The organism is Arthrobacter rhamnosi (assembly GCF_054510855.1).
Genome location: NZ_JBTNDT010000002.1, coordinates 128,121 through 146,704 on the forward strand (window position 1 = coordinate 128,121; position 18,584 = coordinate 146,704).

The 18,584-nt window shown below is 68.2% G+C and carries 17 protein-coding genes; 7 read left to right on the plus strand and 10 right to left on the minus strand.

All coding sequences use genetic code 11. The features are described from left to right. Positions 1-11: 11 nt before the first annotated feature. The 4 genes from ACX80I_RS04955 to ACX80I_RS04970 are packed head-to-tail and all read right to left on the minus strand — an operon-like array spanning position 12 to position 4,827. The gene (locus ACX80I_RS04955) at positions 12-1,607 is read right to left on the minus strand and encodes a gluconokinase (RefSeq protein ID WP_459344032.1); all 1,596 of its coding nucleotides are present in this window, start codon (positions 1,605-1,607) and stop codon (positions 12-14) included. After that, positions 1,604-2,623 (minus strand): L-idonate 5-dehydrogenase, encoded by a 1,020-nt coding sequence (locus tag ACX80I_RS04960; protein WP_459344033.1) that lies wholly within the window; start codon positions 2,621-2,623, stop codon positions 1,604-1,606. Before ACX80I_RS04960 ends, ACX80I_RS04955 begins: the two co-directional genes overlap by 4 nt. Before the next feature lie 51 nt (positions 2,624-2,674). Beyond that, complete coding sequence (locus tag ACX80I_RS04965; protein ID WP_459344034.1) at positions 2,675-3,445, minus strand: SDR family oxidoreductase; 771 nt, start codon at positions 3,443-3,445, stop codon at positions 2,675-2,677. Further along, positions 3,445-4,827, minus strand: coding sequence for a GntP family permease (locus ACX80I_RS04970; RefSeq protein WP_459344035.1), 1,383 nt, complete (start codon positions 4,825-4,827; stop codon positions 3,445-3,447). The genes ACX80I_RS04965 and ACX80I_RS04970 overlap by 1 nt, the downstream gene beginning before the upstream one ends. A 111-nt stretch (positions 4,828-4,938) precedes the next feature. Here ACX80I_RS04970 and ACX80I_RS04975 point away from each other — a divergent pair, with 111 nt between their 5' ends. Further along, positions 4,939-5,646: a FadR/GntR family transcriptional regulator gene (locus tag ACX80I_RS04975; protein WP_459344036.1), complete on the plus strand. Its 708-nt coding sequence runs from the start codon at positions 4,939-4,941 to the stop codon at positions 5,644-5,646. 43 nt (positions 5,647-5,689) lie between these two features. Here the strand turns inward: ACX80I_RS04975 and ACX80I_RS04980 are convergent, their stop codons facing one another. After that, the gene (locus tag ACX80I_RS04980) at positions 5,690-6,436 is read right to left on the minus strand and encodes a DUF72 domain-containing protein (protein WP_459344037.1); all 747 of its coding nucleotides are present in this window, start codon (positions 6,434-6,436) and stop codon (positions 5,690-5,692) included. A 109-nt stretch (positions 6,437-6,545) separates the two neighbouring features. Between ACX80I_RS04980 and ACX80I_RS04985 the strand changes: the two genes are divergently transcribed. Beyond that, a complete protein-coding gene (locus ACX80I_RS04985; RefSeq protein ID WP_459344038.1) occupies positions 6,546-7,202 on the plus strand; it encodes a dihydrofolate reductase family protein in 657 nt (218 codons plus the stop codon). Between the two features lie 85 nt (positions 7,203-7,287). On the opposite strand, the gene ACX80I_RS04990 is transcribed toward ACX80I_RS04985, so the two are convergent. After that, on the minus strand, positions 7,288-7,785 hold the full coding sequence (locus ACX80I_RS04990) for a DUF4396 domain-containing protein (RefSeq protein WP_459344039.1): 498 nt from the start codon (positions 7,783-7,785) through the stop codon (positions 7,288-7,290). Between the two features lie 161 nt (positions 7,786-7,946). Further along, positions 7,947-8,915: a GlxA family transcriptional regulator gene (locus ACX80I_RS04995; protein ID WP_459344040.1), complete on the minus strand. Its 969-nt coding sequence runs from the start codon at positions 8,913-8,915 to the stop codon at positions 7,947-7,949. 203 nt (positions 8,916-9,118) lie between these two features. Between ACX80I_RS04995 and ACX80I_RS05000 the strand changes: the two genes are divergently transcribed. Beyond that, a complete protein-coding gene (locus ACX80I_RS05000) occupies positions 9,119-9,772 on the plus strand; it encodes an isochorismatase family protein (RefSeq protein WP_459344041.1) in 654 nt (217 codons plus the stop codon). Between the two features lie 34 nt (positions 9,773-9,806). Here ACX80I_RS05000 and ACX80I_RS05005 read toward each other — a convergent pair whose 3' ends face one another. Beyond that, positions 9,807-10,778 (minus strand): EamA family transporter, encoded by a 972-nt coding sequence (locus ACX80I_RS05005; protein ID WP_459344042.1) that lies wholly within the window; start codon positions 10,776-10,778, stop codon positions 9,807-9,809. An 87-nt stretch (positions 10,779-10,865) separates the two neighbouring features. Between ACX80I_RS05005 and ACX80I_RS05010 the strand changes: the two genes are divergently transcribed. From ACX80I_RS05010 to mmsB, 4 genes are all read left to right on the plus strand, one after another. Beyond that, on the plus strand, positions 10,866-11,411 hold the full coding sequence (locus ACX80I_RS05010) for a CGNR zinc finger domain-containing protein (protein WP_459344043.1): 546 nt from the start codon (positions 10,866-10,868) through the stop codon (positions 11,409-11,411). Between the two features lie 228 nt (positions 11,412-11,639). Next, positions 11,640-12,764, plus strand: coding sequence for a multiple monosaccharide ABC transporter substrate-binding protein (chvE, locus tag ACX80I_RS05015; RefSeq protein WP_459344044.1), 1,125 nt, complete (start codon positions 11,640-11,642; stop codon positions 12,762-12,764). 65 nt (positions 12,765-12,829) lie between these two features. Then, complete coding sequence (mmsA, locus tag ACX80I_RS05020) at positions 12,830-14,377, plus strand: multiple monosaccharide ABC transporter ATP-binding protein (RefSeq protein ID WP_459344045.1); 1,548 nt, start codon at positions 12,830-12,832, stop codon at positions 14,375-14,377. Continuing rightward, complete coding sequence (gene mmsB, locus ACX80I_RS05025; protein WP_459344046.1) at positions 14,374-15,582, plus strand: multiple monosaccharide ABC transporter permease; 1,209 nt, start codon at positions 14,374-14,376, stop codon at positions 15,580-15,582. Before mmsA ends, mmsB begins: the two co-directional genes overlap by 4 nt. A 219-nt stretch (positions 15,583-15,801) precedes the next feature. Here the strand turns inward: mmsB and ACX80I_RS05030 are convergent, their stop codons facing one another. Both ACX80I_RS05030 and ACX80I_RS05035 read right to left on the minus strand, forming a co-directional pair. After that, the gene (locus tag ACX80I_RS05030; protein ID WP_459344047.1) at positions 15,802-16,860 is read right to left on the minus strand and encodes a class I SAM-dependent methyltransferase; all 1,059 of its coding nucleotides are present in this window, start codon (positions 16,858-16,860) and stop codon (positions 15,802-15,804) included. Positions 16,861-16,972: 112 nt separating this feature from the next. Beyond that, positions 16,973-18,559 (minus strand): AAA family ATPase, encoded by a 1,587-nt coding sequence (locus tag ACX80I_RS05035; protein ID WP_459344048.1) that lies wholly within the window; start codon positions 18,557-18,559, stop codon positions 16,973-16,975. Positions 18,560-18,584: the final 25 nt, after the last annotated feature.

Below are 18,584 nucleotides of genomic sequence, written 5' to 3' on the forward strand. Positions count from 1 at the left end.
CCGCCGCAGGTTCACACCGCGGAGGCGCCCCCGGCCGGCCCGCCTGCGTCGAGGTCGAGGTCGATGGGGAGCGACGGGGCGAGCCGGCGCAGCGACGTGAAGGTGGGCACGAGGGCGTCATACAGCTCGGCGAAGACCGGCAGCAGCGACGCGTACACCGCCGCCGCGGCCGGTTGCGGCCGCACGGTCTCCTCGATCTCGATCATGTCGGCGACGACATCGATCGATTCGATGAGGCCGAGGGCCTCCATCCCGAGCAGGGCCGCACCGAATCCCGAGCCCTCCTGCCCGTGGGCGAAGTCGATCGGCATCCCGAACGTGTCAGCGAGGATCTGGCGCCAGAGTGGGCTGCGCATGACGCCCCCGGTGGCCCGGATGCTGTTGACCTCGAGTCCGGCGGACCGCATGGAATGCAGCACCAGGGCCAACTGCAGGCTGACTCCCTCGAGTGCAGCCCGTACCAGATGCTCCCGGCGGTGGGCACGAGTGAGGCCGACGTAGGCGCCGCGCGGCAGCGAGCTCCAGTGGGGAGCCCGCTCGCTGAGGAGGTACGGCAGCATCAGCAGTCCTCCCGATCCGGGGGCCACTCGCGCTGCCAGGGCCAGCAGTTCTTCCTCGGGGGGCTCGGCCAGGTCCGGGGCGAGTGCATCGCCCGCCCACCCGAGCACCACTCCGCCGTTGTTGATCGCGCCACCGACCACCCAGCGGGTGGAGGTGAGCGCGTAGCAGAACACCCCGCCGAGCGGGTCGACCGCCGGGCGCTCGACCGCCACGCGCAGGGCCCCGCTGGTGCCGATCGAGCACGCCGCGACGCCGGGGCGCACCGCGCCGACCCCCAGGTTGGCGAGGGGACCATCCGCCGCACCGACGACCACGTGCGTCGCCGGGGGCAGGCCGACTGCGGCGGCGGTATCGTCGGTCAGCGCGGGCAGCACTGCGGTGGTGGGGACGATCTCCGGCAACTGCTCGGGCAGGATGCCGGCGATCGCGAGGGCCTCCTCGTCCCACGACAGCGTGCCCATGTTCATCAGGCCGGTCGCTGAAGCGATGGAGTGGTCCACGACCAGCGCGCCGCACATGTTCAGGAGCACGAATTCCTTGATGCCGACCCAGAACCCGACGCCCTCGCACAGCTTCGGCTCCTGCTCGCGGAACCACACGAGCTTGGGCAGGGGCGACATCGGGTGCACGGGTGTCCCCGTACGCCGGTGCAGGGCGAGCCCGCCGACCGAGGCGCGCAGCCGCTCGGCCTGGACGCGGGACCGCGTGTCGGCCCAGGTGATGACCTCGGTCAGGGGTTTCCCGGTCGGGGACAGCCCGATGACGCTGTGCATCGCCGAGCTGAAGGAGAGCCCGGCGACGCGGTGGGCGCCCACCTGGTGCACGACCTCACGCACCGACTCGATCGCCGCGGCCAGGATGAGCAGCGGGTCCTGGACAGCATGCCCCGGGTGGGGCTCCTCCAGGGGGTAGCCCACCGAATGGGACGCCTCGAGTGTGCCGTCCGTGCGGAAGGCCACCGCCTTGGTATTGGTCGTACCGAGGTCGACGCCGATCACGACCGGCGCGGTACCCGTGCGGGAGCTGCCGGGTGCAGGAGTGGTCATCGATCGCCGGTCCACAGGGAGATGACGACCTTGCCGGAGGCCTCGGAGTCCTTGGCGACGGCGAAGGCCTCGAGCGCCTGGTCGGCCGGCAGCTCATGGGTGATGACGTCCTCGATACCCGGTGTGTCGAGGAGCAGTTCGATGGCGTGGTCGATCTCGTCGTCGAACCGGAAGGCCCCGCGGAGCTGGAGCTCCTTGGAGATCAGCGGGGCGAGGTTGATGCCCCGGGGTTCGTTGGGGACCATCCCCACCTGGACGACGACGGCCGCCCGGCGCGCGGCCACCAGGGCAGCGCTGACGGCTGCGGGAACGCCGGAGCACTCGAGCACGACGTCGAACGCCAGGGCCGGCAGTTCATCGGTGCCGATTCGGACGGTGGAATGGGCTCCGAGCCGTCGGGCGCGTTCCAGGGGTCCGGGCAGCACATCGGTGGCCGTGACCTCGGCCGCGCCCTCCGCGATGCAGGCGGCCGTGGCGAGGAGACCGATCGGCCCCGATCCCGAGACCAGCACCCGCTTGCCCCGGACTCCTCCGGCGACCGTGATCCCGTGCAGTGCCACGGCGAGCGGTTCGGCGAGGGCCGCCCGCCGCAGCGACAGGCCGGCGGGGAGGGGGCGCACCATGTCCTTGTCGACGAGAAGGAATTCGCTCATCCCACCCTGCGTGTGCGGCCAGGTGGACGCGCTGCCGAGGTAGGCGCCCCCGGGCCACAGGTGGCGGCGGTCCTCGATGCCGGGCTCGGGATGTCCGAAGGTGGCGGGGTGCACGGTCACCGGGGTGCCCGGAGCGAGGTCGCCGGAAGGGTCCAGGTCCACGGTGCCGGACACTTCGTGACCCGGAACGAGCGGTTCGCGGACGACGTACTCTCCGTTGGCGCCCTCGTTGTAGTAGTGGAGGTCGGACCCGCAGACGCCGCCGAAGGCCATCCGGAGCCGGACCTGCCCTGGACCGGGCTCCGGCGTCGGAAGCTCGGTCTCGACGAGATCGAGCTTCCCGTTGATGACGAGCGCTTTCATGTAATGCCTTCCCTTTCAGTCGCCTGGCGACCGCGGCCGCCGGCGATGGCGTCAGACGACGGAGGTCATCCCGCCGTCGACGAAGATGTTCTGGCCGGACACGAACGTCGATGCGTCGGAGGCCAGGTAGATGAGGGTCCCGATGAGCTCCTCGAACTTCCCCCACCGCTGGGCGGGGGTGCGGTTGATGACCCAGGTGTTGAAGGCCTCGTCCTCGACCAGCGCCCGGTTCATCTCGGTCGCGAAGTACCCCGGAGAGATCGCGTTGACCTGGATGTTGAACCGGGCGAGGTCGGCCGCCATGCCCTTGGTCAGCATGATTACGCCGCCCTTGGTCGCGGAGTACGGCGCGATGGTCTGCCGGGCAAGCATCGACTGGACCGAGCCGATGTTGATGACCTTGCCCGAACCCCGCTCCGCCATCCGCCGGGTGACCTGCCGGGAGACGTAGAAGACGCTCGACAGGTTCGTCGTGACCATGTCGTCCCAGTCGGCCGGGTCGAAGTCGTTGAACGGCGCGCGCCGCTGGATACCGGCATTGTTGACGAGGATGTCCGGCACCCCGTGGTCCGCGACGAGCGCCGCGATACCCTCAGCGGCCGCGTCGGCATCCGTGACGTCGAACGTCGTGGTGGCCGGGACCGTGCCGGTCGCGTCACCGATGCCGGCGGCGGCCTTCGCCACAGCCTCCGCGTCGCGCCCGTGCACCACCACGCGGGCGCCGGCCTGGGCCAGACCCATGGCGAGGGCGTACCCCAGGCCTCGGGAGGAGCCGGTGACCAGTGCCAGCCGGCCCGTGATGTCGAATGTGCCGGGCGCCATCAGCCGAGCCAGAAGACGAGGAGCGTCAGCCCGAATCCGGCCACGGATTCGAGCGACTGCTGGACGGTCCAGGTCTTCAGCGTGGTCTTCACGTCCATGCCCATCAGCCGGCCGACGAGCCAGAAGCCGGAGTCGTTGACGTGGCTGGCGAACACGGACCCGGCCGCGCTGGCGAGCGTAATGGCGACGATCTCGAGGGGGCTGAACCCGCCGGCGACCACGGCGGGGGCCATGAGTCCGGCGGTGGTGACGAGTGCCACGGTTGCCGAGCCCTGCGCGACACGGAGGATGACGGCGATGATGTACGCGGCCAGGATGATCGGCAGGCCGATGGAGGCGAGGGAGTCCGAGAGCGCGTCGCCGATACCGGAAGCACGCAGGACGCCGCCGAACATGCCGCCGGCACCGGTGATGAGGATGACGGAGCAGACCGGGCCCAGCGCGGAGTCGAGCACCTTCTCCAGGGCCGTGCCGTTCTCACCGCGCCGGTGACCTAGGACAGCGGTCGCGACGAGCACGGAGATGAGCAGTGCCACAGGCGATGAGCCGATGACGGTCAGGACCTGCACCCAGGTCTGCTGCTCGGCGTCGACGACGCCCGCGGCGTCGAGGAAGTCCAGGCCGGTGTTCATGAAGATGAGCACGAGCGGCAGCAGCAGCATCCCGACGACGGTGGAGAACTTGGGCGGGTTGAGCGGCTGGTCCTCATCGATTGCACCGAACAGTGCCGGCACCGGAAGGATGTACTTGGTGGCGACGAACTTGCCCCACAGGTAACCCGTGACGTACCAGACCGGGAAGGCGATCAGCAGGCCGACCAGGAGCACCAGTCCGAGGTTCGCGCCGTAGAGCTCGGTCGCGGCAACTGGACCGGGGTGCGGCGGCACGAAGACGTGCATGACCGAGAAGGCGGTGGCGGCGGGGATGCCGTACAGCAGCACGTTGGTGCCACCCATGCGCCGGGCGACGGCGAAGATGATGGGCAGCATGACGATCAGGCCGGCATCGAAGAAGATCGGGAAGCCCATGATCAACGATGCGAGGCCGAGTGCGAACGGCGCACGCCGTTCGCCGAAGACGTCGACGAGCTTGTCCGCGAGGACTCTAGCCCCGCCGCTGTGCTCGATCATCTTCCCGAGCATCGCCCCGAGCCCGATCAGCAGTGCGACGGAACCGAGGGTGGTGCCGAAGCTGGTCACCAGCGTGGTGACGATCCCGCTGGCGGGGATGCCCGCTGCGAACGCGGTCACGAGCGAGACGAGGACCAGCGTGAGGAACGCGTGCACCTTGAATCTAATGACCAGGACGAGGATCAGGGCGATCGCGCCCGCCGCGATGCCCAGCAGGGGTCCAGCCCCCAGTGTTTGGGTCCAATCTTCCACAGAACTCTCCGTTGATGTTCAGCCCCCCGTGGGGCGGTTTTGCGCTTGGAGCGATAGTGTGTCACAAAGATCACACTTACAGCAAGAAAGATGACACCTTTGAGTCGCAGCATGCCCAACCTGTCGCCCGCTCCGGTGCTGCACAATTCCATCCTCGAACGTCTCGGCACGGAGATCGTCCAGGGCGTCCGACCGCCCGGCAGCGTGATCACGCTCGCCCGGCTGGAGGACGAGGCCGGGGTCTCCCGGACGGTGATCCGCGAGGTCGTCCGGATTCTCGAATCGATGGGCATGGTCGAGTCACGGCGGCGCGTCGGTGTGACCGTGCTCCCCGCCACGTCGTGGAGCGTCCTGGATCCCCAGCTGATTCGCTGGCGGTTGACGGGAGCGGAACGGCACGCCCAGCTCCACCGGCTGACCGAGATGCGGCTCGCCCTCGAACCGACGGCCGCCCGCCTCGCCGCGCGCCGGGCGACGGCGGAAGTAGGAATAGAGCTGCTCGAACTCGCCAGTCGCCTGCGCGTCCTCGGAGAGGCGGGCCGGGGCCATGAGCCGCCCTATCTGGAGGCCGACATCGCGTTCCACGCCTTGCTGCTCGCAGCAAGCGGCAATGACATGATCGCGTCCCTGCACGGAATCGTCACGGAGGTGCTGGCGGGCCGGACCGACCTCGGCCTGAGTCCGGCAGACCCGGTCCCCGATGCGTTCGACAACCATGAGGCCATCGCCCGCGCCATTCTAAACCGCGACGAAGACCGTGCGGAGCAGTACGCCAAGGCCGTCGTCCTGGAGGTGTGGCAGGAACTGGGCAACCTCTGAGCGACCGGGCGGTTCCCGTTCCGGCGGCCCGCACTCCGGCGGATCAGCCAGGCAGGCCGGCCGCGTGGACCAGTCCCCGGAGTGTTTCCGCGTTCCGCACGGCGTGGCCGCCGCCGTCGTTGTTGAAATACACGTAGACGTCCTGGCCGGAACGGTGCCACTCCAGGATCCGCTCCGCCCACCAGCGCAGGTCCGCATCGGAGTACGAGCCCGCGTACAGATGCTCGTGGTCCGGCCCGTGCAGCCGCACGTACACGAAGGGCGCCGTCGTCCTCAGGATGCACGGCAGGCCGGCGCCGCTCATCACGCAGTATGCAGCCTGGTGTCGCCCGAGCAGCTCGTAGACGGCGTCGTCGTCCCAGCTCCGATGGCGGAACTCGACGGCCACCCGGATCCACCACGGCACACGGGACAGGAAGTAGTCCAGGCGGGCGTCGTCGCGCTCCAGAGTCGGCGGGAGTTGGACGAGCAGGACGGCTCGCCGGTCGCCCAGCTCATGCCAGCAGCGGGCGATCCGCTCGATCCAGACCTCCGGCGCGTACAGCTTCTTGCCGTGCGTCAGCCCGCGCGGCGCCTTCACGGACAGCGCGAACCCGGGGGGAAGACGACGGTGCCAGCCGGCGAAGGTCGTATCGCGCGGCCAGCGGTAAAAACTGGCGTTCAGCTCCACGGTGTCGAATCGGGCCGCATAGTGGTCCAACCGCTTCGCTGACGGCGTGCCCTGCGGATAGCAGATGCCGTTCCAGTGGTCGTAACTCCATCCGGAGGTACCGATGCGGATTTCGCTCACCGTCGCCACACTACCCAGCGCCGTCCGCTCCCGTTCTTTCGTCGTCGGTCTTGAGCGCAGGGTTCGGGCACCGTACGGTGTTCGAACGGCAAGCACATCAGGAGATGACATGTCCCTCGTCCGCGTGCACAACTTCTCGGTCTCCCTCGACGGCTTCGGCACCGGCGAGGGCCAGCAACTCGACGCCCCCTTCGGCCACGCGGGCTCGCGGCTGATGGAGTGGGCTTTCGGGACGCGCACCTTCCGCGAGATGGGCATCCCCGGGGAGTCGGAAGGATCCTCGGGCGTCGACGAGGCGTTCGCCCGCGGGTGGGCGCCCGGGATCGGCGCGGAGATCATGGGGCGCAACAAGTTCGGTCCTCATCGCGGCCCCTGGGAGGACGAGGAATGGAAGGGCTGGTGGGGCGACAACCCCGTCTTCCACACCCCTGTCGTGGTGCTGACCCACCATCCTCGGCCGGTACTCGAGATGGAGGGCGGGACGACCTTTCACTTCGTCGACGCCGATCCAGGGTCCGCGCTCGAGCAGGCGCGCGCCCTGGCGGGCGACCTCGACATCCGGATCGGTGGCGGCGTCAGCACCATCCGACAGTTCCTCGCGGCGGACCTGATCGACTCCATGCACATCGTCGTGGTGCCGATCGTCCTGGGCCGGGGCGAACGGCTCTGGGATGGGCTCGAAGGACTCGAAGACCGCTTCGAGATCGAGGCGACCCCTTCTCCGCGCGGAGTGCTGCATATGGTCTTCACGCGGAGGGCCCGGTAGGGCACAGCGAGCGGTGACCCCTACGAGCGCTCGGGGCACGTCCTTGACTGGTCGATGCACCGGCAGTGACCGCCCGTGCGATGGATCAGTGGTGGTACTGGTGGACGACGGCGTGGCCCTTGCCGCGGCTGATCAGCCACCGGTTCACGGGGGTGGTGATCAGAAAGGCCAGGACCAGCGAGGCGGCAAGGGACATCCAGAACAGGACAGAGGCGATGCCGGCGTCCATGGCGCCCGGGATGGTGAGCATCGCGGTGTTGTCGATGATCTCCATCACCGCGATGGAGATGGTGTCCGCCGCGAGGGCTACCTTCAGTGCGCTGCGCCAGGGCACCCCGGCACGGAGAACTCCGCGCATCGTGAGTGCGTAGCCGAAGACGAACGCCAGTGCGACGGACAGGACGACCGTCACCAGGTCGTGCAGGCCGAGGCTGGTGCCGATCACCATGCCCAGGACCTCACCGATGGCACATCCGGTCAGGCAGTGCAGGGTGGCTGTAGCGGCCATCGACCAGGAGGTCGCCGACGGCCCTCCGTCCTGGCCGTGGTGATCGTGATGGGCGGAATGCAGGTGCTCGCTCATTCTTCCTTCTCCTTCAGCTGGTGCCGTATCCGGCGGCGGCTTGGAATTCCGCCGGCGCCGTCCTATACCCCCACTGGGTATGAGCATAGCGCATACCCCCCGGGGGTACCAGCCCTGCCCTGTCTTCGTCCAAATCCGCCCGGGACGACGCACGCCGGCATCTAACCTCCCGGAGCGCCGGGTGAGGGAAGAGCCTCGAAACGCCGTCGGTATTCCGTGGGCGTGGTCCTGAACGCTGCCGCGAAGTTCTGCCGCATCGTGACAGCGCTGGCGAACCCGCTGGCCGCAGCGACCCGGTCCATCGGCAGGTTCGTCTCCTCGAGCAGCCTGCGACTCTCGTCGAGCCTCCTGCTGCGCACCCATGACGCAGGGGTTGTCCCCGTGCTCGCACGGAAGGTCCGGACGAAGGTACGCCGACTCAGATGCGCCCGTGCCGCCAACTGTTCGATGGTCAGCGGCTCGGCGAGGTTCTGGAGTGCCCACTCGACCACGGCCGAGATCGGGTCCTCGCGACGCTGGGGTGGAAGGGGACGCTCGATGTACTGGGCCTGGCCCCCTTCGCGGTGCGGTGCCACGACAAGCGCACGCGACACCGAGTTGGTCGCCGCCGCGCCGAGATGCCTGCGCACCAGGTGCAGGCAGGCGTCGATGGCCGAAGCGGTCCCGGCCGACGTGATGACGTCCCCGTGATCGATGTACAGGACGGATGCGTCCGTCCGGACGTCCGGACGCCGCTCCGCCAGGGCATCCACGACCTTCCAATGCGTGACCGCCCGCCGCCCGTCGAGCAACCCGGTGTCAGCAACGGGAAGAGCGCCCATGCAGAGCCCCGCGATCGTCGCACCCCGCTCGTGGGCTGCCCTCAGGACATCCTGCAGTCCGTCCCCGGCGACCCTTCCGTCCTCGAACCACGAGGGCACGACGACGATGTCGGCATCACCGGAGACCCGCGGTCCCGCGACGCCGCCGATGAGGTAGCCCTCCGCGGTCCGGACAGCCCCCGCCCTGTCCGAGAACAGGGTCGTCGTCCACTGCTCGTACCCCTGCCGCCTGACCTCGTCGAAGACCATCTGCGGCACCGCGAGATGGAACATCGGCACGCCGTCGAAGGCGTAGATGGCGATGTGCACGGATCCTCCGATCACTGAAGCGCTGCCGTCGAGCGCCTGTCCGGCACGGGGACCGCGTCCCGACCAGGGCTCCCGGGGCCGATGACATGTTGGCGCAAATCCATCGTAGGTCAGCAGTCGTGCCACTCCCACAGGACGGCGGCGGGGCGAAGAATGAAGGAATGCTGTCACCGGACGGCACCGGAAGCCAAGGAGAACCCCTCATGACCGCACCCCGTCGCGCACTCGTCATCGTCGACGTCCAGCAGCAGTACTTCGACGGCCCGCTGGAGATCCAGTACCCGCCGCACACCGAGTCGCTGCCGAACATCGTGCGGGCGATCGACGCCGCCACCGCTGCAGGCATCCCCGTCGTCGCCGTCCAGCACAGTGCGGGAGAAGGCGCTCCCGTCTTCGATCCGGGGTCCCCTGAGTTCGCACTCCACCCCGAGGTGGAGCAGCGCAAGGCAGAGAGCTGGAAGTTGCTCACCAAGCAGTACGGCTCCGTGTATGCCGGCACCGATCTCGCCGACTGGCTGGGAGGGCAGCAGATCGACACGGTCACCCTGGTCGGTTACATGACGAACAACTGCATCCTTGCCTCCTCCGTCGAGGCGGAGTTCCTCGGCATCAGCACGGAGGTCCTGTCGGACGGCACCGGCGCCATCAACCTCGCCAACGAGGCGGGCTTCGCACCCGCACAGGCCGTGCACGAGACGCTGATGGCCCTTCTGAACTCCAACTGGGCCAAGGTCTCCACAACCGGGGCATGGACCGAGGCGCTCGCGGCCGGACAGCCGCTCGCGGGAAGCGACCTGGGCAGCTCCGCTCTGGCCGGCGCCGAGCGCGCTTCGCGGACGGACGCCATGCGGGTATGAGGCAGCGGCGGCGCGCCGGACACCACAGCCGCCGTCAGGGCCTCGGCAGCGGCTCCACGGGATTGGGCTGGTCCAGCACGGCTGCCCGGGGGGCTTCGGCGCTGCGGAGCTCGTCCAGCCGCACGCACACCACGCCTGCGACGATCAGGAGTCCGCCGAGCAGCTGCAGGGCACCGGGCAGCTCGCCGAGGATCAGCCATGCCGCGAGCACGGCGAACATCACCTCGGTGAGCGCCACGAAGCTCGCCACCTTGGACCCGAGGCGCTGGGCGGCGAGGATACCGCTCACGTACGCCGCCACCGTCGCCACGAGGACCAGAACGGCGACGGGCACGATCCAGCTGTAGGTGCCTCCGGCCAGCGAGACGTCCGCGAACACGAACCGGAACGGCATGATCCCCGTCAGCCCGAGGACCAGGATGCTCGCGGCCGCGACCACCATTCCCCCGCCGGCCATCACGAGCGGAGGGAGCGATTCGTCCACCCGCGCGGACATGAGGAAGTACACGACGAGGCACACGGCGGCGGCGATCCCGAAGAGGATGCCGACCGGGTCGAGCCGGGTGTCGCCGGTGAGGTCCAGGACCAGCAGGAGTCCGAGGATGGCCGTGACGGCCCCGACGATCGTGAGGGTCTGCGGCGCCTTCCGCGAGCGCAGCCACAGGAAGCCGACGAGCAGCACGGGCGCCAGGTACTCGAGCAGGAGCGAGACTCCGACGGACATGCGCTGGACGGCGTTGAAGTAGAACAGCTGGCACAGGGCGATGGCGGTGGTGCCGTAGATGGCGATGGTCAGCGCATTGCCGCGGAGCGTGGCCCAGCGTCCGCGCATGGCGATCAGCACCGGGACGAGCAGCACGAGGGCCGCTCCTCCGATCCGGAGGCCGACAGCGGCACCGGGGCTCCAGCCGATCTCGAGGAGGGACTTGGCGAACGGGCCCGAGACGCCGAACGTGGCTGCCGAGACGAGTGCCATCCAGAGGCCGGCGGCGGGGCGCAGGGTCACGTCCACTCCTTCGGATCGATGATTGGTGTCATGGGTGACAAGTAGTTATGGTCGTGACACTAGAGGTGCGCGATGTCAGGAGTCAACATGTCTTTCACCTATGACACGGAAGTGGCGCTCGCGTCAGCCGCCGCACTCATCAACACCGCCAGGGAGGACGCCGACCCGCTCGACACCCTCGAGGGGCTCGACCGCTTCCTCGCCGAGCAGCGCTTCTCCGGTTCCCGGACGCACACGGAGGCCGAACTCCAGGCGGTCCGTGCCCTGCGTGACGAGCTCGAGGTGATCTGGTTCGCGGAGGAGGACGACGCCGTCGGGCTGGTGAACGCGATCCTTCGCCGCACCAACGCACTCCCCCAGCTCGTCCGGCACGACGAGTGGGACTGGCACCTCCACGCCACCGCGCCCGAGGCTCCCCTCGAGGAGCGCATGGCCACGGAGGCCGCCATGGCCCTTGCCGACGTGATCCGCGGACACGAGCTCGACCGCCTCCACTCCTGCGCGGCCGAGGACTGCGACGGCGTGGTGCTGGATCTGAGCCGCAACCGGTCGCGGCGCTTCTGCGACACCGGCAACTGCGCCAACCGGACCCACGTGAAGGCATACCGCGCCCGGAGGGCCCGGAGCGCGTAGGCACGGAAACGTATCACTTCGATAACGTTCTCCTGAAGTCTTGATGAAACGCTTGTCAGTGGATATGTTGTCTTCGCCTACATATTGTCGATGGCAACGTCGACCGGGCGCTACAGCGTTGTTTCAGCTCGATCCAGCCGGAAGGGACACCAGAGGCGACCCGCCGTCATCGCCGGCTCGTTCCTCTGCACACCCCCATCGGTCGGGTCCTTTTCAAAGGCACTACCCATGACCACGATCAAGAATGTCTCGGCCTTCCTGCTGGCAGTCGGTGTCGCAGCGGGAGTGTCGGCCTGTGCGCCGGCAGGATCGACCGCCCCCGAAGCCGAGGGCGACGACGCCACCACCACCTGCAACGTCGGTATCTCCATGCCCACCCGAAGCCTCGAGCGCTGGATCAACGACGGCGAGGGACTCAAGGAGAAGCTCGAGGCGGCCGACTGCACCGTCGACCTCCAATACGCCGACAACAAGACGGACCAGCAGATCAGCCAGATCCAGAACCAGGTGGCGGGCGGAGCGAAGATCCTCGTCGTCGCAGCGATCGACGGCCAGACGCTCGGCCCCGCGCTCGAGGACGCCGCATCCCAGGACGTCAAGGTCATCGCCTACGACCGGCTGATCAACGGCACAGAAGCCGTGGACTACTACGCCACGTTCGACAACTACAAGGTCGGCCAGCTCCAGGGCCAGTTCATCGAGGAGAAGCTCGGCCTCGCCGACGGCAAGGGCCCCTTCAACCTCGAGCCCTTCGCCGGCAGCCCCGATGACAACAACGCCGCGTTCTTCTTCGCCGGCGCCTGGGACGTCCTGCTGCCCTACGTCGAGTCCGGCAAGCTGGTCGTCCCCTCCGGGAAGTCCCCCGCCGACAACGACGGCTGGAAGGCCATCGGAATCCTCGGCTGGGGCTCGGATGATGCCCAGGCCGAGATGGACAACCGCCTGCAGTCCTTCTACACCGGCGGCGACAAGGTCGACGTCGTCCTGTCCCCGAACGACAGCCTCGCGCTGGGCATCGAGGCCTCCCTCGACGCCGCAGGCTACAAGCCCGGCACCGACTGGCCCCTCATCACCGGGCAGGACGCGGACGTCGCCAACGTCAAGGCCATCCTGGGAGACCAGCAGTCCATGACCGTCTGGAAGGACACCCGCGAACTCGGGAGCCAGGTCGAGTCGATGATCACGGCGATCGTCGCCGGCGACGAGGTCGAGGTCAATGACACCGAGACCTACGACAACGGCAGCAAGGTCGTCCCGTCCTACCTCCTGGATCCCGTGGTGGTCACGAAGGACGACGTCGAGCCGAAGCTCGTGGAGTCCGGCTTCGTCAAGGCAGCAGACATCGGTCTCTGACCTCCGGGAGCGGGGTGCGGCCATGGCCGTGCCCCGCTCTTCCCCTCCAGCGAAGCGAGAACAGCATGAGTGACGTAATCCTCGAGATGGACGGAATCGTCAAGGAGTTCAGCGGCATCAGGGCCCTCGACGGTGTCTCGGTGAGCGTGGAGCGCGGCGAGGTCCACGCGATCTGCGGCGAGAACGGGGCAGGGAAGTCCACCCTGATGAAGGTGCTCAGCGGCGTCTATCCGCACGGCAGCTTCGACGGGACCATCACGCTCGACGGACGGCCGGTCGCCTACAGCTCCATCAACGACAGCGAGCGCGACGGCGTCGTCATCATCCACCAGGAACTGGCCCTCAGCCCCTACCTGTCCATTGCAGAGAACATCTTCCTGGGCAACGAAGTCCAGCGCGGCGGGGTGATCGACTGGAACAAGACGAACCTCATGGCCGCCGAACTCCTCGCGCGCGTGGGGCTGCAGGAGAATCCCGCGACGAAGGTCCTCGAGCTGGGAGTGGGCAAGCAGCAACTCGTCGAGATCGCGAAGGCGCTGTCGAAGGAGGTCAAGCTCCTCATCCTCGACGAACCGACCGCAGCCCTGAACGACGACGACTCCGCCCACCTGCTGGGCCTGATCGAGCAGCTGCGCACCCAGGGCATCACGTCGATCATCATCTCCCACAAGCTGAAGGAGATCCGCGCCATCGCCGATACGGTCACCGTCATCCGCGACGGGCAGACCATCGAATCCTTCCGGGTCACGGACAGCGACGACATCGAGACCCGCATCATCCGCGCCATGGTGGGGCGGCCGCTGGACCATCAGTTCCCGCCGCGGGAACCGGACATCGGCGAGGAGAAGTTCCGGGTCGAGGAATGGACCGTGCACCACCCCATCGACGTGGAGAGGGTCGTCGTCGACCGCGCGTCGTTCTCCGTGCGCGCCGGGGAGATCGTCGGCTTCGCCGGGCTCATGGGAGCCGGCCGGACGGAACTGGCGATGAGCATCTTCGGACGCTCCTACGGGAGCGGGATCTCCGGGCGGGTCTACAAGGACGGCAGGGAGATCCAGACGCGGACCGTCGGCGAGGCGATCCGGAACGGGATCGCCTATGTGACCGAGGACCGCAAGCGCTACGGCCTGAACCTGATCGGCAGCATCACGGTCAACGTCTCGGCCGCTGCCCTCGGCAAGCTCGCCAAGCTCGGCATCATCGACCGGAACAGGGAGTACGCCGTCGCGGACGAGTACCGCAAGCAGATGAACATCAAGACGCCGAGCGTCTCCGCCGTGGTGGGCAACCTGTCCGGCGGGAACCAGCAGAAAGTCGTGCTCAGCAAGTGGATCTACTCGGGGCCCGACGTGCTGATCCTCGATGAACCGACGCGGGGAATCGACGTCGGCGCCAAGTACGAGATCTACGGAATCATCAACGAGATGGCGGCCCAGGGCAAAGCGGTGATCGTCATCTCCAGCGAGTTGCCCGAACTGATCGGCCTCTCGGACCGCATCTACACCATCGCGGAAGGCAAGCTCACCGGCGAGCTGGATCGCGCCCATGCCAGCCAGGAGGAACTCATGCGCCACATGACCGCCGCCCGGATCCAAGGAGCACAGGCCCCATGACCACCACCACACCCGAGCAGGCCACCGCGCCCGTCCCGCCACGGCCGGAGCTCGCAAAGAAGAAGCGGCGCGGGGTCGACATGCGCCAGTACGGCATCCTCGCCGCCCTCGCCGTCATCATCCTGCTGTTCCAGGTCCTCACCGGCGGCCGCCTGCTGTACCCCGGCAACGTGAGCAACCTGATCCAGCAGAACGCCTACGTGCTCATCCTCGCCATCGGGATGGTGATCGTCATCATCGCCGGCCACATCGACCTGTCGGTGGGATCGATCGTCGCGACGGTCGGTGCGGTCGCTGCACTGTCGATGAACAGCTGGGGGCTCCCGTGGGGTGCCGCCGTCGCGTTGTCACTCCTCGTCGGCGCACTGATCGGCGCGTGGCAGGGCTTCTGGGTCGCCTTCGTGGGCATACCGGCCTTCATCGTCACACTCGCGGGCATGCTCGTCTTCCGCGGCGTCGCCCTCGTCCTGCTGACCGGCGGAACCATCAGCGGACTGCCGCGGGCCTTCAACTCCATCGGCTCCGGCACGCTTCCCGCCACCGGCACCCCGGATCTCATCACGCTCGGCATCGGCGCCCTGGCGTCGCTGGCCCTGGTGGTCCAGCAGCTCAAGGGACGCGCCGACCTGCGCCGCCTGAACCTGCCCCGCGAGCGCACCGTGTCCTTCGTCCTCAAGATCGCGATCGCCGTCGTCGCCATCATGTACCTGTGCTACCTGCTCGCGTACAACCGGGGCACACCGATCATCCTCGTCATCCTCGCGACCCTCGTGCTGCTCTATTCGTTCCTGCTCTCGCGCACGGTGTTCGGGCGGCACGTCTATGCCATGGGAGGAAACCTCTACGCGGCCATGATGTCCGGGGTGAAGACGAAGTGGGTCAACTTCTTCATCTTCGTGAACATGGGCTTCCTCGCCGGCCTTGCCGGCGTGGTCAGCACGGCCCGTGCGGGCAGCGCCGTGGCATCCGCCGGCGGAAGCTTCGAACTCGACGCCATCGCCGCCGTCTTCATCGGTGGAGCCGCGGTGCAGGGCGGCGTCGGGACGGTCGTCGGCGCAGTGATCGGCGGCCTGGTCATGGGCGTCCTCAACCAGGGGCTGTCCATCCTCTCGGTCGACGCGGCCTGGCAGCAGGTCATCAAGGGCCTGGTGCTCCTGCTCGCCGTCGCGTTCGACGTCTACAGCAAGCGCCGGAACGGCCGCTAGGTGTCCTGAGCCGGAGCGCCGGCTGCACGGCGAAAGGATGAAGACCTCCCGGTGATTGCATGCCGATCACCAGGAGGTCTTCATCCTTTTCCACGCATGGGGTGGGTCGGCCAGTTGCAGCGGTGTAGTGGCACGAGCCGATCTTTCGTGACTCGCCCCACGCATGCAGCAGCAGTACGGGCCACGCGGCGACGCCGCCGTGGACGAGACACGGTACCGCTAGGGCACCAGCTCGTAGAAGCGGAAGAACCCGAAGTCCTCGATCGGCAGGATCCTGACGTCGGTGAATCCTGCGTCCAGAGCGTACCGGCGGAGCGTGTCCGGTCGCATGACGGTGCCGGTACCGGCGCTGTCGGGGTGCGCCATCCCGTCGGGCAGGCAGATCAGCAGACTGAAGCCATACATGAGCCGTTCCAGCTCATCGCCCGGAGGAGCGAAGGATTCGGCCACGGCCTCGTCCATGACAACCACGGTGCCGTCCTGCCGGAGCGCTCGTCGCGCTGCCGCCAGCACCTTGACCGGGTAGGGCATGTCATGGACGCACTCGAAGGCGAAGATCGCGTCGAACCGATCCGAGGGCAGTTCCGTCGCATCGGCGTGCTCGAAACCGGCAGCACTTCCCGTGACGGTCGCATTGGTCCGTGCGAGCCCTATCGACTCGGTGTCGATATCGAATCCGTGCACCCGCGCCCTCGGAAACATCCGGGCAAGCGCGATCGTCGACCAACCGGCGCCACACCCGATGTCGGCGATCCTGGTTCCTTCCGCCTGCAGTCGGGCCATCAGCGACGGCGCTCCGCCCAACGCATCGGCCAGTCTCGACTCGAACCATGGCCGATTCATGTCGGCCTGGGACTCTCGGGCATCAGCGCCGAACTCGGACCACGAGACCCCGGTGCCCGTCCGGTAGGAACGCTGCAACGCCGGAAGCTGGACGGCCGCACCGGCGAGCATCCGAGCCAGCGGTGCGAGATAGTTGAGGCTGCCCGTGTCGGTGAGGACTTCGGCCGAGCCCGGCGGCAGGGTGAAACGACGGCTGTCGTCCCCCGTGACCGTGAGCAGGCCCGTGATGGCCTGTTGCTCGAGCCACTCGCGAACATAGCGCTCGGACGTGCCGGTGCGCTGCGCCAGCTCGGACGACGACGCAGGCCCCTCCCTCGCAAGGCTCCGGTACCAACCGAGCCGGTCGCCGAGGTGGATGGCGAGTATGTCGATCGTGCCGCGCGCCGCATTCAGGATGCGTTCGGCGACAGCTTCAGCATCCGGGTCCGGGCCCATTCTTCCTCCGACGGCGGTGTGTTCGTGGAGCTCAGGATGTACCTATTGCGGACAGCGTGCAAGGCATGGGCTCCCTCACCTGCCGCGGTGGTTCCGTGGGAGTCCGACGGAACTAGTCCGGGCCCTCCGCCCGGTCGATGCCCTCCAGGCCGTCCCCCTGGAAGCCGTCCTCCGAATAGCCCCCATCGGCGAGGCCCTGTTGTACCTGCTCCTCCGAGGATGCGGGAAATGCGGACCCGTACTCCGGCAGGTAGATGCCGGAGTGCGGCGCCAGTCCCGGACCTGCGGGGAGTGTTTCCTGCCCTTCGGAGAAGCCATCCTCCGAGGCGGGATAGTTGCTGCCGAGCAGGCTCCTCGTCAGCGACGCCGCGTCCGCCATGAGCTCGTCCACTGCCGCGAGGAGATGGTCGTCCTCCACCGGGACGCCCTGCAGTGCGGCGGCGAGGACCGCGCGCCGCACCAGCTCCCGCGTGAAGGACGCCGTCGTGCCCTCGATGTGCGCTGCGGCAGAGCCGATGACCCCGGGGCTGAACGGGAGGTTCCGGGCGTAGAGCCGCAGCAGCTCCGCCCGCTCGTGCTCGGCAGGCAGGGGCACCTCGACGGCCAGGTCCACGCGGCCCGGGCGTTGTGCGAGCGCGCGCTCGAGCATGTCGACGCGATTGGTGGTGAGGACGAAGGTGACGTCGGCGTCGTCGTCGAGCCCGTCCATCGCATCCAGCACCTCGAACAGCAGCGGCTGGGGGCCGTGACCGAAGCTGCGGTCCTCGGCAATCAGGTCGCAATCCTCGAGCACCACGATCGACGGCTGCAGGGCGCGTGCCATCCGGGCCGCCTCCCCCACGTGGGCGAGGGTGCCGCCGGACAGCAGGATCGCCGTCGTTCCCGTACTCGCGCTCAGCAGGAAGCGGACGGTGTGGGTCTTGCCCGTGCCCGGCGGACCGTACAGGAGGATGCCGCGCTTGAGGTGCTGGCCGGCCGCCACCAGCGCTTGGCGGTGGGCTGCGATGCCGAGAGCATGCTCCGTGACCCTCGCCAGGAGCCCCTCGGGAAGGATGACGTCGTCGGCCGTCAGGGTAGGTCGCGCGTGGAACGTCACGCCGGCGCTGCTCGGGCCGAAGTCCTCCATTGTGAAGGACAGGATCTGGCCCTTCAGGACACTCTCGCTCTGCATCCGCCGCCGGAACTCCGCGAGGAAGTCGGCGGTCACCGCGGGGTCCGGGCAGAGCACCTCGAGGGAGGCGGATTGCCGTCCGTACCGCGGATCCGCCTTGCGCTGCAGGAGCGCGATGGGCACGCCAGCGCGGCGGAAGAGCCGGAGGCCGAGTGCCACCGTCTGCCGTTGCCGGTCCGGCGCGACCGGCAGGTTCGCGTAATCCGGCTGCGCCAGCGGGAAGTTCGGATACAGCGCGGACTGCTGGAGCATGTCGCTCAGCGACATGTGGTGGCGCTGGTCCCCGCCCCCGATGCCGACGAGCCGCCCGTCGGGCCCCGTGAGGGACACGAGGATAATGTCAGCGTCGACGTAGCGGCTGCCCGACACGTCCTCCACGACGACGGGGACGCTGCCCGCTTCCGCACCCAGATGGGCGCTGAGGGTGTCGAGGAGTTCCCTGCCGCGCGCGGTGGAGGGCTGCGCTTCCTGCGCGAGGCGGACCAGAGTGCCGAAGGTGCTGATGAATCCTGCTACGTCATCCTGCATGAGGGGAGGCTAGCAGTAGCGTCAA

Bases quoted from the DNA above. Each gene is read 5' to 3' on its own strand.
- ACX80I_RS04990 (WP_459344039.1), bottom strand. From the start codon at position 7,785: ATGAGCGAGCACCTGCATTCCGCCCATCACGATCACCACGGCCAGGAC.
- ACX80I_RS04965 (WP_459344034.1), bottom strand. From the start codon at position 3,445: ATGGCGCCCGGCACATTCGACATCACGGGCCGGCTGGCACTGGTCACC.
- ACX80I_RS05030 (WP_459344047.1), bottom strand. From the start codon at position 16,860: ATGGGCCCGGACCCGGATGCTGAAGCTGTCGCCGAACGCATCCTGAAT.
- ACX80I_RS05035 (WP_459344048.1), bottom strand. From the start codon at position 18,559: ATGCAGGATGACGTAGCAGGATTCATCAGCACCTTCGGCACTCTGGTC.
- ACX80I_RS04955 (WP_459344032.1), bottom strand. From the start codon at position 1,607: ATGACCACTCCTGCACCCGGCAGCTCCCGCACGGGTACCGCGCCGGTC.
- chvE (WP_459344044.1), top strand. From the start codon at position 11,640: ATGACCACGATCAAGAATGTCTCGGCCTTCCTGCTGGCAGTCGGTGTC.
- ACX80I_RS04985 (WP_459344038.1), top strand. From the start codon at position 6,546: ATGTCCCTCGTCCGCGTGCACAACTTCTCGGTCTCCCTCGACGGCTTC.
- mmsA (WP_459344045.1), top strand. From the start codon at position 12,830: ATGAGTGACGTAATCCTCGAGATGGACGGAATCGTCAAGGAGTTCAGC.
- ACX80I_RS05000 (WP_459344041.1), top strand. From the start codon at position 9,119: ATGACCGCACCCCGTCGCGCACTCGTCATCGTCGACGTCCAGCAGCAG.
- ACX80I_RS04975 (WP_459344036.1), top strand. From the start codon at position 4,939: ATGCCCAACCTGTCGCCCGCTCCGGTGCTGCACAATTCCATCCTCGAA.
- mmsB (WP_459344046.1), top strand. From the start codon at position 14,374: ATGACCACCACCACACCCGAGCAGGCCACCGCGCCCGTCCCGCCACGG.
- ACX80I_RS05010 (WP_459344043.1), top strand. From the start codon at position 10,866: ATGTCTTTCACCTATGACACGGAAGTGGCGCTCGCGTCAGCCGCCGCA.
- ACX80I_RS04960 (WP_459344033.1), bottom strand. From the start codon at position 2,623: ATGAAAGCGCTCGTCATCAACGGGAAGCTCGATCTCGTCGAGACCGAG.